This is a genomic window from Marinomonas foliarum (genome assembly GCF_003337275.1).
In the GTDB taxonomy this organism is placed as follows: Bacteria; Pseudomonadota; Gammaproteobacteria; order Pseudomonadales; family Marinomonadaceae; genus Marinomonas; species Marinomonas foliarum.
The window spans coordinates 133,892-147,001 of sequence record NZ_QPJQ01000001.1 but is presented as its reverse complement, the minus strand read 5'-3'; the positions used below and the strand labels follow the sequence as shown (position 1 = coordinate 147,001).

14 protein-coding genes are annotated in these 13,110 nt (G+C 42.7%); 12 read left to right on the top strand and 2 right to left on the bottom strand.

Annotated features, from left to right (window positions below; all coding sequences use genetic code 11):
* The first annotated feature begins 93 nt into the window (after nt 1–93).
* The 12 genes from flhF (at nt 94) to DFP77_RS00670 (ending at nt 11,090) form a co-directional block, all read left to right on the top strand.
* Nucleotides 94–1,380, top strand: a complete 1,287-nt coding sequence (flhF, locus tag DFP77_RS00725) for a flagellar biosynthesis GTPase FlhF (protein WP_114410388.1) — start codon at nt 94–96, stop codon at nt 1,378–1,380.
* Between the two features lie 96 nt (nt 1,381–1,476).
* Entirely contained in the window at nt 1,477–2,214 is a 738-nt protein-coding gene (locus DFP77_RS00720; protein WP_114410387.1) for an RNA polymerase sigma factor FliA, read from the top strand.
* A gap of 54 nt (nt 2,215–2,268) precedes the next feature.
* Nucleotides 2,269–2,649: a chemotaxis response regulator CheY gene (locus DFP77_RS00715; protein ID WP_012071097.1), complete on the top strand. Its 381-nt coding sequence runs from the start codon at nt 2,269–2,271 to the stop codon at nt 2,647–2,649.
* Between the two features lie 9 nt (nt 2,650–2,658).
* The gene (locus tag DFP77_RS00710) at nt 2,659–3,447 is read left to right on the top strand and encodes a protein phosphatase CheZ (RefSeq protein ID WP_114410386.1); all 789 of its coding nucleotides are present in this window, start codon (nt 2,659–2,661) and stop codon (nt 3,445–3,447) included.
* 12 nt (nt 3,448–3,459) lie between these two features.
* Nucleotides 3,460–5,685, top strand: a complete 2,226-nt coding sequence (locus tag DFP77_RS00705) for a chemotaxis protein CheA (RefSeq protein ID WP_114410385.1) — start codon at nt 3,460–3,462, stop codon at nt 5,683–5,685.
* Nucleotides 5,686–5,711: 26 nt separating this feature from the next.
* A complete protein-coding gene (locus DFP77_RS00700; RefSeq protein ID WP_114410384.1) occupies nt 5,712–6,776 on the top strand; it encodes a protein-glutamate methylesterase/protein-glutamine glutaminase in 1,065 nt (354 codons plus the stop codon).
* Between the two features lie 8 nt (nt 6,777–6,784).
* Entirely contained in the window at nt 6,785–7,513 is a 729-nt protein-coding gene (locus DFP77_RS00695; protein WP_239543981.1) for a motility protein A, read from the top strand.
* The gene (locus tag DFP77_RS00690; RefSeq protein ID WP_114410382.1) at nt 7,506–8,324 is read left to right on the top strand and encodes an OmpA family protein; all 819 of its coding nucleotides are present in this window, start codon (nt 7,506–7,508) and stop codon (nt 8,322–8,324) included. Before DFP77_RS00695 ends, DFP77_RS00690 begins: the two co-directional genes overlap by 8 nt.
* A 69-nt stretch (nt 8,325–8,393) precedes the next feature.
* The gene (locus tag DFP77_RS00685) at nt 8,394–9,167 is read left to right on the top strand and encodes a ParA family protein (protein ID WP_114410381.1); all 774 of its coding nucleotides are present in this window, start codon (nt 8,394–8,396) and stop codon (nt 9,165–9,167) included.
* Between the two features lie 9 nt (nt 9,168–9,176).
* Nucleotides 9,177–10,139: a chemotaxis protein CheW gene (locus DFP77_RS00680; RefSeq protein ID WP_114410380.1), complete on the top strand. Its 963-nt coding sequence runs from the start codon at nt 9,177–9,179 to the stop codon at nt 10,137–10,139.
* 35 nt (nt 10,140–10,174) lie between these two features.
* The gene (locus DFP77_RS00675) at nt 10,175–10,666 is read left to right on the top strand and encodes a chemotaxis protein CheW (protein ID WP_114410379.1); all 492 of its coding nucleotides are present in this window, start codon (nt 10,175–10,177) and stop codon (nt 10,664–10,666) included.
* A 19-nt stretch (nt 10,667–10,685) separates the two neighbouring features.
* Entirely contained in the window at nt 10,686–11,090 is a 405-nt protein-coding gene (locus tag DFP77_RS00670) for a DUF2802 domain-containing protein (RefSeq protein ID WP_114410378.1), read from the top strand.
* Here DFP77_RS00670 and DFP77_RS00665 read toward each other — a convergent pair.
* Entirely contained in the window at nt 11,081–11,329 is a 249-nt protein-coding gene (locus DFP77_RS00665) for an EscU/YscU/HrcU family type III secretion system export apparatus switch protein (protein WP_110575565.1), read from the bottom strand. The two genes, DFP77_RS00670 and DFP77_RS00665, sit on opposite strands and share 10 nt — an antisense overlap.
* Entirely contained in the window at nt 11,329–12,972 is a 1,644-nt protein-coding gene (gene fliK / locus DFP77_RS00660) for a flagellar hook-length control protein FliK (RefSeq protein WP_114410377.1), read from the bottom strand. Before fliK ends, DFP77_RS00665 begins: the two co-directional genes overlap by 1 nt.
* Nucleotides 12,973–13,110 lie beyond the last annotated feature (138 nt).

Here is a 13,110-nt window from a genome sequence, read left to right as displayed (position 1 = left end):
GTTTTCTGTAAAATATTGTATCTATATTTATTGGAATCTTTCGGGTAAGCTATGGATTTGTAAGAAAAATAAACTGTAAGGATTAAGTTATTCATGCAAATTAGGCGGTTTCGAGCACCAGACATGCGTCAAGCGATACGGAAAGTTCGTGATGCCGTAGGTCCTGATGCGGTTATCTTGTCAAATCAACGTCTGCCGACAGGCGAGATAGAAATTGTTGCCGCTCTAGATTACGATGGATCATTACCTTCTAGCATGTCATCTAAGCGTTCTAGTTCGCCACGTTCGGACTCTTCTGCCGACCCTAGTGCGAATTATTTAGAACGTATCGAACGAGCAAAGCAGCAAACTACGCCACCTAAAAATGATGCACCTTCTTATGCGGAATCGCGTCAAGCCTCTCAAATTGAAATGCCGCCACTTTCTGATGATAAGGAAGACCCAGCTGTTGAAGAGGCCTTGTCTGTAAAGAACAGCGAAAATGCTAAGCAATTGCAGGACATGGAACTAGAACTGAAAAATGTTCGAGCAATGTTAGAGCAGCATCAGCAGAATGATAATCGAAGCTCAGTTAAAGAGTCCTCTGTGGAGGCTAGAGCGCGTGAAAAACTGAAAGGTTTAGGTTTATCTGAGTTTGTTGTGTCTAGACTAATGGATGACATAGACCTTAAAGGGCGTGAAGATGACTGGAATCGGTTGTTGGCGCACTTGGCGGACTATATACCTATTCGATCTAGCTCTTCTGAATTGCGTGGCTGTATTGCCTTTATGGGCCCCACAGGTGTTGGTAAAACGACAACGATCGGTAAAATTGCCGCTCAGCATGTATTGAAGCATGGCTCTGAAGGTGTTGTGTTAATTACAACAGATACATACCGAATAGCCGCTCATGAACAGTTGAGAACATTTGGCCGTATCTTAAACGTCCCAGTTGAAGTCGTTAATGAATACTCTGATTTAAATGAAGTGTTGGCAAAATACGCGCATTACTCTTTAGTGCTTGTTGATACGGCAGGTATGAACCCAAGAGATTCCAACCTTGAACGGCAATTGTTAATGATGAAGCGCGCAAGAGCTAGCCTGAAAAAGCTATTGGTGTTGCCTTGTACAAGTCAAAGACAAGTGTTGAAAACAGTAACTGAAGTTTACTCTCAGGTGCAGTTGGATGGGTGTGTTTTAAGTAAGCTTGACGAATCAGCTTCACTTGGTGAAGCGATTAGTGTAGTTATTGAAGAAGGGCTTCCTGTTGTATATATCGCGGATGGCCAAAGGATACCAGATGATATCGAGCCAGCTCGTGCACATAACCTGATTAGTAGAGCTGTTTATACAGCAGAGCACTATAGTCAGCTTTATGGGTCACTAAAGTATGGTAGTTAGTAAAATTATGTTATTACTGAAAGCGTTGCGCCAAACTATGTAGTACAGTTAGTTAGCGCAACTAACTTAAATGGTAAAGGTTGCTTAGACTATTTTATGCAGACCAAAAACGGATATAACACATACTCCAAAAAAGCAACTCTCTCAATAGATGCGATTGTTGAGCAATACGGGTATTTAGTGAAAAAAATTGCCTATCACCTATTGGCTAGATTGCCCGATAGTGTAGATGTAGATGATTTAATTCAAGCTGGCATGATGGGGCTTATTGAGGCGTATAAACGCTTTGAATCTACCAAGGGTGCTAGCTTCGAAACCTATGCTGGGATTCGTATTCGTGGTTCCATTATGGACGAAGTGCGAAAAACGGACTGGGCTCCTCGTTCAGTTAGACGCAACGGTAGAGCGGTTGCTAATGCTATAAAGGAATTGGAAGCGACCCTAGGTCGAGAAGCCTCAGATATGGAGGTGGCAGCACACATGAATATAAGCATGGATGAATACCATGAAATGATTCATTCATCCATGTCTACTCAGTTGTTTAGCTATGAAGAGATGCTAGACTCTGATACAAATAATCTAGATAGCGTTGAATCCGAAGTGGAAAATGCACCTTACTCTTTAGTAGAAGAGGGTGGTTTTCAGAGTCAATTAGCCACAGAGATTGATAATCTACCGGAAAGAGAAAAACTGGTTTTGTCTCTTTATTATAATGAAGAACTTAATCTAAAAGAAATTGGCGCAGTACTAGGTGTTAGTGAATCAAGAGTTAGTCAAATACATAGTCAAGCGGCTATGAGATTGAGAGCTAGATTAAGTGATTGGCGAGATTAATTATGAGTTGTGAAATATTACCTTTAGGGTGTGGAGGTTGCATTGGATAAAAACATGAAGATCCTGATTGTTGATGATTTCTCGACAATGAGACGAATCATTAAAAACCTATTACGGGATTTAGGGTTTACCAATACAGTTGAAGCTGATGATGGGACGACTGCGTTACCTATACTTCAAGCTGGGACGATTGATTTTCTCGTGACCGATTGGAATATGCCAGGTATGACTGGGATTGAATTACTTCGTGCCGTACGTGCAGATGAAAAATTGAAAAGTATTCCAGTACTTATGGTAACGGCAGAAGCTAAACGTGACCAAATTATTGCTGCAGCTCAGGCTGGGGTGAATGGTTATGTTGTTAAGCCGTTTACTGCGGTGGCTCTCAAAGAAAAAATTGAGAAAATATTCGAACGAATAGATGCTGCAAAATAGGGAATGTAGATGTCAAAGATATTGGGATCTGGACTAGTGGATTTTGAAAATCTAGTTAAAGACGGCGCAGTTGAGCTTTTAAATCACATAGAAGTCGGTGACTTCAGTGGGGCAATTAAAAAGATTCAAGAACTGAGTGAAGCTCGTCATAATAGTTTCTACAACGAGGTGGGTTTTTTAACTCGAAGTTTGCATGATGCTATTCGTGATTTTCAGGTTGATTCAATGGACCTTGTTGTTGGTGAAGGCGGGAACGAGTCTGTTACCAAAATTACTGATGCCTCGGATCGGTTGAATTATGTTATTGAAACGACTAGTGCAGCTGCTAATAAAACCATGGATATGGTTGATAGTAGTGTTCCTGTCGCCAGCGAACTACAAAGCCAGGCGAGAGAGCTACGCAAAGACTGGAGTCGTTTAATTCAGCGAGATTTAACGCCGCAAGAATTTAGAGATTTATACAAGCGTATTGATGTCTTCTTATCTTATGCGGACGATAGTGCCACCACCTTGCATTCAAACCTCAACACAATTCTTCTAGAGCAAGGTTATCAAGACCTAACTGGTCAAGTTATCGCTAGAGTGAATGATTTAATTCGTGATGTAGAAGAAAAACTTGTACATCTCGTTGCTGTTGCTGGACGCGTTGATAGTATCTCCGGTATTGAACACACAGAGAAAGAGTCTGAACACGATGACACTCGTGGACATGGCCCAGCTATTAATAAACAAAACAACCCTGAAGTACTGAATAGTCAAGACGAAGTAGACGACTTGCTATCAAGTCTTGGTTTCTAGAAGGAGCTGAGGATGAGTTTCGAGGTCGATGAAGAGATACTACAAGATTTTTTGGTAGAAGCTGGTGAAATCCTAGAACAGCTTTCCGAACAATTAGTAGATTTAGAGCAGAATCCAGACGATAAGCAATTGCTGAACGCAATCTTTCGTGGTTTTCACACCGTCAAAGGTGGTGCTGGGTTTTTACAATTAAATGCGTTGGTTGGATGCTGTCATTATGCTGAGAACGTTTTTGATATCTTAAGGAACGGTCAGCGTAAAATAGATTCTGATTTGATGGACATCGTTTTGCAGGCGCTTGATGCTGTAAACGAAATGTTCGAGGTTGTTCGTGCTGGTGGTGATCCTGAACCTGCTTCCCCAGAGCTAATTGCAGCGCTCGCTGTATATGCAAAGCCGCCAACTGCAGAAGAGCTTGCTGCTCAGGATGATGACGTCGAAGAAGTTGCTGAAGATGAGGCAGTAGAGGAGGAGCCTGAGAAGGAAGAGGCTGCTTCTGCGGATGAGCCTGAAGATATTTCTGATGATGAATTTGAATCCCTGCTTGATGCGCTTGGTGATGCTCCTGTAAAGGCGACAGACAAAAGTGCTGAGGGTGCTAAAGCGTCTCAATCTGACTCAAAAACAGATGACGAGATTACCGAAGATGAGTTTGATGCTTTATTAGATCAACTACATGGTAATAGTGCGCCAGGAATAGACGATGAAGAGAAAAGTGAGGCGGTAACATCTTCAGACGAAATAACAGAAGATGAATTTGAAGCCTTACTGGATCAGCTTCATGGAGACGGTAGCCCATCTAAAAAAGATGAAAAAGCAGCGAGTGAATCACCGCCTGCTGACATTGAGTCAGACATCATTACAGAGGATGAGTTTGAGTCTTTGTTAGATACTTTACAGAGCAAAGATAGTTCTAAAAAAGCGGACAAACCTGCAGCTGAAGCAAAACCAAAAGCAGCAGCAGAGCCGAAGGCTGCACCCGCTAAGCCTAAAGTAGCACCGAAAGCGGCGGCTAAACCTGCCGAAGAGCCAGTGCATGTAAAAGAAAAAGTTGCTAACGCTCCAGTTACTCAAGAGGCTACTGTTCGTGTTGATACCAAACGATTAGACGACATAATGAATATGGTCGGCGAGTTGGTGTTGGTTAGAAATCGACTTGTACGACTCGGTTTGCAAAGTGACGATGAGTCTATGGGGAAAGCGGTCTCAAACTTAGACGTTGTAACCGGTGATTTGCAAAACGCCGTGATGAAAACCCGAATGCAGCCTATTAAGAAGGTATTCGGTAAGTTTCCACGAGTTGTTCGAGATTTGGCTCGTAATTTGAAAAAAGAAGTGAATTTAGAGCTCCGAGGTGAAGAAACAGATTTAGATAAAAACCTAGTAGAAGCACTAGCCGATCCGCTTGTTCACTTGGTTCGAAACTCGGTAGATCATGGTGTCGAATCACCAGATATTCGTGAAGCTAAAGGTAAATCAAGAGTTGGTCATGTTGTGCTTTCTGCAGAGCAGGAAGGGGATCATATTCTACTGTCCATCGAAGATGATGGAGCAGGTATGGACCCTGACGTTCTTCGCCGTAAGGCTGTAGAAAAAGGCTTGATGGATACTGATGCGGCTGAGCGCTTGTCTGATGAAGAAGCGTTTAATTTAATCTTTGCACCTGGTTTCTCAACCAAGGTTGAAATAACCGATGTATCTGGTCGTGGTGTGGGAATGGACGTTGTTAAGACGAAAATTTCTCAGCTGAACGGTACTTTGCAGATTAAATCAGTGTTGGGGCAAGGCTCACGCTTTATCATTAAGGTTCCATTAACGTTAGCAATTATGCCGACATTAATGGTGACATTATCTGATCAGGCTTTTGCTTTCCCACTGGTTAGCGTTAATGAAATTTTCCATCTTAACCTGAAAAAAACCAACGTGGTTGATGGTCAGCAAGTTGTTGTAATTAGAGGGAAGACACTACCAATCTTCCATCTTAAGAGCTGGCTTATTAAGAATAGCAACAAAGGAGACCTTCCAACCGAAGCTCATGTAGTTGTTGTCCAGGTAGGTATGAGTGAAGTTGGCTTTGTTGTAGATCAGTTAGTTGGCCAAGAAGAAGTGGTTATAAAACCATTAGGTAAAATGTTGCAAGGTACTGCAGGTATGGCAGGTGCAACAATAACTGGTGATGGTCGTATTGCATTAATTCTGGATGTACCTAGTATGCTTAAGTCTTACGCATCTAGGTAGTAAGCTACTCATTTAGGAGATGTGATATGCCTGTAAAGGTGCTGGTTGTTGATGATTCAGGTTTTTTTCGACGCCGTTTAGTCGAAATATTTGAGGCTGACCCTAGATTGACCGTCGTTGGTACTGCAAATGACGGGCGAGAAGCAATAGAGAAGGTACAATCTTTATCTCCTGATGTAGTTACTATGGATTATGAAATGCCTGTGTTAGATGGCATTGCCGCAGTAACTAATATCATGAAGCTCAAGCCTACACCTGTTCTAATGTTTTCCTCACTAACGCATGAGGGAGCTAAAGTTACTTTAGATGCATTAGAAGCAGGTGCGGTTGATTTTATGCCGAAGAATTTCGAGGATATTTCTCGAGATTCGGCAATTGTTAAACGGGCATTGGTTGACCGTGTATTGGCGGTAGCAAGAACTCGATTTGCTGGAGATAGAAGGCCTGTTGCTGCTCTTGCTCCAAGAGAGGCTCCCAAGCCTATTGTGACCGAACGTGGCGTTATTATTCCGCGTATGAGGAAGCGAGTTAGTCTTGTTGCTATTGGTACATCGACTGGTGGACCCATGGCTTTGCAGGCAGTGTTAAGTAAGTTGCCTAAGGACTTTGCTGCGCCTATTGTGTTGGTTCAACATATGCCAGCAGCGTTTACTGGTGCTTTTGCTGAACGATTAAATAATATTTGTCAAATTACAGTGAAAGAAGCTCAAGACGGTGATCGTCTGCAAGCTGGGGTTGCACTTTTGGCACCGGGTGGAAAGCAAATGATGATTGATCCTCGAAATGGAGGCTGCGTGCGTATCCTTGATGGCGATGAGCGACTTAATTACAAGCCTTCTGTCGATGTTACGTTTGGATCTGCTTCGAAATGCTACCCGGGTAAAGTATTGTCGGTTGTAATGACTGGTATGGGGGTGGATGGTAGAGAAGGGGCTCGGATGTTAAAAAATTCTGGCTCCAAAGTTTGGATCCAAAGTGAAGAGTCCTGCGTTATCTACGGTATGCCTATGGCTGTAGAGAAAGCGAATTTAGCAGATGAAATTATTGACCTCGACCACATTGGTGAGCGTATAGCACGTGAGGTCAGCTAGTGGATTTTGTGACTTTAGCAGGACTGTTAATCGCCTTTAGTTCAGTGCTGCTAGCTAACTGGTTAGGAGGAGGGGAAGTTATTCTCCTCCTTAATTTACCATCAGCTATTATTGTTGTTATTGGTAGTATTGGCGCCACATTAATTCAAAGTAGCATTCAAGAAGCTGTTCGTGCTTTAGCTTTAATTAAATGGAGCCTGTTCCCTCCTGTTTATGATTTTAACTCTGCAAGATCCTCTTTAAATAATCTAGCGCACAAAGCGCGCCGCCTTTCTTTGCTTGCTTTAGAGTCTGATGTCGAAATGCTGGGAAGTAAATTTTCTAGTAGAGCTCTACAAATGGCCATTGATGGGACGGATCCAGATTTATTAGCTGACCGATTGCATGATGACGCAGTTAGAATTTATGATAAAAGAATGAGAAGTATCTCCTTTATTGAGTCTATCGGAGGATACGCACCAACCCTAGGCATTATGGGATCAGTTCTTGGTTTGATTCAAGCTATGGCGAATTTAGACAGCCCTGAGGCATTAGGGCATGGTATCGCGGTTGCTTTCGTGTCAACGCTATACGGTCAGGGGTTTGCAAATTTGGTGATCTTTCCCATCGTTAAAAAGCTAACTGGCTACGTGGATAAAGAACTTCTTTATCATCAACTGCTCATTGATGGTATTTGTGGTATTGCCATAGGGAAGCATCCATATCGACTAGAGCTTGAACTGAACGCTTATGAGTGATAATTCGTCTAGAGTGTCTAAGCGTCGTCGGGTGGTGACTAAGTCATCAGCTAAGGCTACGCAAGGACGTGACAGGTGGATACTATCTTATGCTGACTTTATTACTCTTCTCTTTGCTTTCTTCGTTGCCCTGTACTCTCTCTCATTGAAAAATTCTGGAGATGAGGCGCGTTTAAAAGAAACGCTACAAGGCGTATTTGACGCTGTTCAGAAGTCTATTAAGCCAATCAATATTGGTGAGCCTATTATTGGTGAGCCGAAAGACACTGAAATGGTTGAAGTCAAGCCGATTCCCGCCGCTATCCCTACTATTGAAGAAAATACATCCTCTGCGGTTTACTCTTTGCTTAGTCAAGTTGTAGAGAATCAGTTTTCAGGTTTACATGCTACAGGTCAGATATCCGTTACTGAATCCGCGGATTGGGTGAGTCTAGAGTTGAAGTCTGGTCTATTATTTGGACAAGGTGAATATGAACTGACGAATGAAGCTGTTGCTTTGTTGATTCTAGTGGCTGATATCCTTAAGGCATACCCTTCAGTAATATTAGTAGAAGGTAATACTGATGATTTACCTGTTAATTCAAGGCGCTTAGTCTCGAATTGGCACTTGTCTAGCCTACGTTCCTCTTCAGTTGTGGACGAGTTAGTTTACAGAGGCGTGAATTCAGAAATGATTGCACCAATCGGCTTTTCTAGCGAACATCCTAAAGTGAGAAACACAAATGACTATGCTCGCCAGCAAAATCGCCGTGTAATTTTACGAATTAGTAAGCGTAACGCTGATAATCTGCATGATTACTTGTTTCAGTAGTGTATTACTGTATATGATTGCAAGGAAATCGTAAGCAAAATAATAGCATAGGGTATCAGGGGAGTCAGAGTGCACATTTGGGCAGTGGCGAATCAAAAAGGCGGCGTTGGCAAAACGACTACGGTAGTTTCTTTGGCAGGCTTGTTAGCGGATGCCGGAAATCGGGTATTAATGATAGATCTTGATCCCCATGGCTCTTTGACGAGCTATTTTCGCTTTGATCCGGATTCAATTGAAAAAAGTGCTTATAGCCTTTTTCAAACGACAGGAAAGATCCCTGCAGATTTGCCGGCTTCACTTATTTTGGAGACTGGCCACCCCAACTTATCACTTTTGCCTGCTTCTACAGCCCTGGCAACGTTAGAGCGCCATGCTCAGTCACAAGGTGGTATGGGGTTAGTTATTTCGAAAACCCTAGCTATATTATGGGATGATTACGATTATGTGTTAATCGATAGCCCTCCAGTGCTTGGTGTATTAATGATTAATGCGTTAGCGGCTTGTCAACAGCTTGTTATTCCAGTTCAAACCGAGTTTCTGGCCATTAAAGGGTTAGAGCGCATGGTGAGAACATTGACGATGATAAACCGCGCAAGAAAGCGACCAGTACCATTTTTAATTGTTCCTACTCTTTTTGATCGACGTACTCAAGCCTCTAATAAAAGCCTCAGAAACCTAAAGGATACTTACGAAGAGTTAGTTTGGCATTCTGTTATTCCTGTAGACACAAAGTTAAGAGATGCCAGTACAGCAGGTATAGCGCCTTCAGCTCTAGATCCTAATGCCCGAGGAATTAAGGCTTATGCAAGTCTGAAGGATTCTTTGCTGAACCCAGCGGGATAGTAACAGCTTATGAAAGATACAAAGAACAAAGAGCAGAATATGATTGGCCCTCAAGTAGCTTTACAGCGCTACCTTGACGACCTTCTACAAGATGCTACCACGGAATCAGTGAGTGAAGATGTTGCTGAGTCAGCAGAATTAGAGAGCGCGGCCTCAGAAGGTCCTGAGTCGGAATTAAGTGATGAAGATTTATTGTCACTTGATGCCTCTTTCAAAGACTTTGAACAGGCTATCTCCAATCACGAAACAGACTTGCCTAAAGATGACATTGCACCAAGTATTATTGAGCCAGAGCCAGAGCCAGAGCCAGAGCCAGAGCCAGAGCCAGAGCCAGAGCCAGAGCCAGAGCCAGAGCCAGAGCCAGAGCCAGAGCCAGAGCCAGAGCCAGAGCCAGAGCCAGAGCCAGAGCCAGAGCCAGAGCCAGAGCCAGAGCCAGAGCCAGAGCCAGAGCCAGAGCCAGAGCCAGAGCCAGAGCCAGTTAGTAAAATTTCGAAAACGGATCCTTTGCCTTGGGCAACGGGTCGGTTCGAATGCTTGTTGTTTTATGTTGGTGGCCTGAAAATGGCGGTTCCTCTTGTTGAGCTTGGGGGAATCTTCCAAAGTGGCAGTGACAAGCTAACATCCATATTTGGTCAGCCAGACTGGTTTATGGGCGTCGCGAATGTCGGTGATTTTAATCTTCGTACGGTCGATACCGCTTTATGGGTTATGCCTAATCATTATGAAGGCGATCTAAAAGAGCGTTTTAAGTTTGTTATTCAGCTTGATCGTTCGGATTGGGGGGTGGCTTGTGAACGTGTTGCCGAAGCTATTACGCTTGAACCTTCTCAGGTTAAATGGCGAAGTGATAGAAGTAAAAGACCTTGGCTTGCAGGTACTGTAATTGATCATATGTGTGCCATACTTGATGTACAGGGTTTCATTGAATTGTTGGACGACCCTAAAAATGGGTTTAAAGGCGCGCTTAAATAATTGTAATGATCATTTTTGATCTTTGGAGATGAATAATGGCAACTAGCATCGCGCTAAAAAGCGCAAACCAATCAGAAGATCCAATGTTGCAATGGGTAACATTCCGCCTAGAAGATGAAATCTATGGTGTAAATGTTATGCAAGTGAAGGAAGTTTTGCGTTACTCTGAGATTGCTCCCGTACCTGGTGCACCTAATTTTGTATTAGGTATTATCCATTTGCGTGGCACGGTTGTGACTGTGATTGATACTTGTCAACGGTTTGGCCTGCCTTCTGGTGAAATCACTGATGCGACTCGTATCATGATTCTTGAGGTCGAAGGGCATGTGATCGGAATACTTGTTGATGCTGTTTCTGAAGTGGTTTATTTGCGTCAATCAGAGATTGAGCCATCACCAAATGTAGGTAACGATGAATCATCTAAATTTATCCAGGGTGTTTGTCATAAAAATGACATTTTACTTATTCTGGTTGATTTGGATAAATTGTTATCTGAAAATGAGTGGTCTGAAGTTGGGTCAATGTAATTTAAGGTTGTTGTACTAGATGGAATCTCAATGGTTATTTAACCTCTTATTAATGCTGCAGTTTGCGATTCTGATCGCGGTGGTTGTTTGGGCGTATGGACTTTCAAAACGATTGGCGCGAATGAAGCTTCAGCATGCCGAGGCTGAATCTAATCAAAAAAAGCAGGTGCAAGTACTTGCTTCAGGCTCTATTGGTATGGGTCGTCGTTTAGTTGCCATTGAGAAAAAACTGAATTTGGCTGTTGAAAAGCAATCTGAGATTTTATCAAAAGAAGGCGGTGTCTCATACAATCGCGCTATGGAGCTTTTGGAAATGGGGGCAACTATTGATGACTTGGTGTCTAAATGTGGCTTGATCCGTGCTGAGGCTGAGCTGATCAGCTTGTTAAAACAAGAGTCCCACCGTAATTCAGATTACCACTGATGGTCTTTGATTTTGTGTGCAAAAGCGATAACTTCTGCAACAGCAAGATACAATGATTCAGGTATTTCCTCTCCTAACTCCAAAGTACTGAGCATTTCTACAAGTTCAGGACTTTGGTGTAGCAAGACGTCATTTTCTTTGGCGACCGACATTATTTTTTCCGCCAGTAATCCACTCCCTTTAGCGATCACTTTTGGTGCTGCGCTAAAGTCATATTTTAAAGCGACGGCTTTTTGCATTAGGTCCTCACATCTATTAAAGATTGTGTTTTAAGCGCATTGGCTTTTTCTTTATCTAGTTTTGCCTGAAAGGCGTCTAATCTTTCCACTTCAATATCTTTGTCAGTTAACTGTTGCTTCAATAGAGACATGTTTTTCTGTAATTTCTGCACTGTGTCTGGATCTTCAGCCGCAAATAAAACACCAACTTTGTTCGCCTGAATACTGGCTCGCGCATCAAATCTGCCAGTTTCCTCAAAGTCAAATTTTAGTTTTACCAGCCAGCGCCTGTCTTGTTTTGATTGTTCTTCACTGCTTGCATCTTTGTTTATTTCTATTTGAACAAAACTTGGATTTTGACCGTTTTTAATTGGTAGTTCTATATGCAGTGGATAGGTCGGTGTGGTGATTTGGTTTGGATCTGAAAAATGTCGTAATTGGCTGGTAGTAATACGCTCAATAGCATTCGCAATTTGTTCTGTAGTAATGCTTCCAAGTCGCAGTGCTCCAGTATTTTCTTGAGCCTCTTTTAGACGAGATAAGTTGAGCTTTATGTCTGCAGGGAGTTGAGCTTTGCTGTCACTAGCCAGTAAAGACTCTGAAAATACGCCACTGGTCTGAATGGCTTGCTTCATTGCATCAGGCGAAGTGGTGAGCGCACCTAGTGTCGGAAAATTTTGTATGAGCTGTTTTAAAGCTTGTTGCGTTTGTGGCGGTAGGTTTGCAGATGATGTCTCGTTAAGAGTGTGTAATTGTTTTACAAGTTGAGACATGTCTGTGAGCGAAAGTTGTCTTGGAAGGCTCTGTTTAAGAGCTTCCACTTGGGTAGAAGGGGTAGCTGAGGCGCTCGCTTTTGTTGGCAGTACTTGTAGGTTGTTATTGGCATCAACCATGACTCGAACGACATCGCCTTTTTTTAGTGGCGTTTGGCTCAAAATAGGAAACTCGGTATTTCCATCTGAGACTGTTGCGACTTGAGGGTTGGAAGCTCCCACCTGTGTTGTTGTGGATTGTTGTACCGTGGTGGCAGGTGGCAATGGAGCATTTATTGTAGGTTGAGTGCTTATGGTTGGAGTGCTTATCGTTTGGTTTGTGGTCACGATTTGATTGCTTGCTGTGGCTTGATTTGATGTTGTGGATTGTGTAGCTGCACCTTGCGTATTAGCTGGCGGCATAGTCGTCGTAGTGGTTTGATTGTTTGGTGTCGCAGGTAAAGTGAGCGTCCCTGAAGTGACGGTTAAATTGACAACACGAGACGCTAGCATAAGGTTATCAGCTTGCTTAAAAGTAGAAGCGCTTGGGTTCGTAACCGTTTTATTTGACGAATTTTCTAAAGGGATAGATAGCGATGCTTGCTGCAAGTTGGTTCTATTTAATTTTGCGTTTTGAATGTCGCTAATATCGATCGGTGTGCCAGTATTTATTAAGGTGAATGGATGTTGCGTGCCGGTTGCAAATAACAGTTGTGCTGGTTTGCCTTGAAAGTTCAGCAACTCGCTGCCCTGAAATTTAATTAAGCTTAGGCTTTCTATTAATTTTATTTCACCGATTAATTTCGCAAGAGTGGCTGAATTTCCTACTGTACTATTGCTATTGCTATTGATGTTGGCGTTACTCTGCTTACCGGATGAAGCATTTATCATAGATTGTATGTCAGAGATCATGTCGCCTGCCTATAAAATGTGATGTGAGCACCGATCAGTTTGTTCTTTTAGGAACGGTTCTCATATAATGTCTTAACTCTTTGCTTAACGAAACCATATCGTTAAGCAGTATAGATAAACAGCGTAGCCAAAGAATGG

Coding starts and splice junctions, on each gene's coding strand:
- DFP77_RS00675 (WP_114410379.1), top strand. CDS start 10,175: ATGGCAACTAGCATCGCGCTAAAAAGCGCAAACCAATCAGAAGATCCA.
- DFP77_RS00665 (WP_110575565.1), bottom strand. CDS start 11,329: ATGCAAAAAGCCGTCGCTTTAAAATATGACTTTAGCGCAGCACCAAAA.
- DFP77_RS00720 (WP_114410387.1), top strand. CDS start 1,477: ATGCAGACCAAAAACGGATATAACACATACTCCAAAAAAGCAACTCTC.
- DFP77_RS00705 (WP_114410385.1), top strand. CDS start 3,460: ATGAGTTTCGAGGTCGATGAAGAGATACTACAAGATTTTTTGGTAGAA.
- DFP77_RS00680 (WP_114410380.1), top strand. CDS start 9,177: ATGAAAGATACAAAGAACAAAGAGCAGAATATGATTGGCCCTCAAGTA.
- DFP77_RS00715 (WP_012071097.1), top strand. CDS start 2,269: ATGAAGATCCTGATTGTTGATGATTTCTCGACAATGAGACGAATCATT.
- fliK (WP_114410377.1), bottom strand. CDS start 12,972: ATGATCTCTGACATACAATCTATGATAAATGCTTCATCCGGTAAGCAG.
- DFP77_RS00690 (WP_114410382.1), top strand. CDS start 7,506: ATGAGTGATAATTCGTCTAGAGTGTCTAAGCGTCGTCGGGTGGTGACT.
- DFP77_RS00710 (WP_114410386.1), top strand. CDS start 2,659: ATGTCAAAGATATTGGGATCTGGACTAGTGGATTTTGAAAATCTAGTT.
- DFP77_RS00670 (WP_114410378.1), top strand. CDS start 10,686: ATGGAATCTCAATGGTTATTTAACCTCTTATTAATGCTGCAGTTTGCG.
- flhF (WP_114410388.1), top strand. CDS start 94: ATGCAAATTAGGCGGTTTCGAGCACCAGACATGCGTCAAGCGATACGG.
- DFP77_RS00700 (WP_114410384.1), top strand. CDS start 5,712: ATGCCTGTAAAGGTGCTGGTTGTTGATGATTCAGGTTTTTTTCGACGC.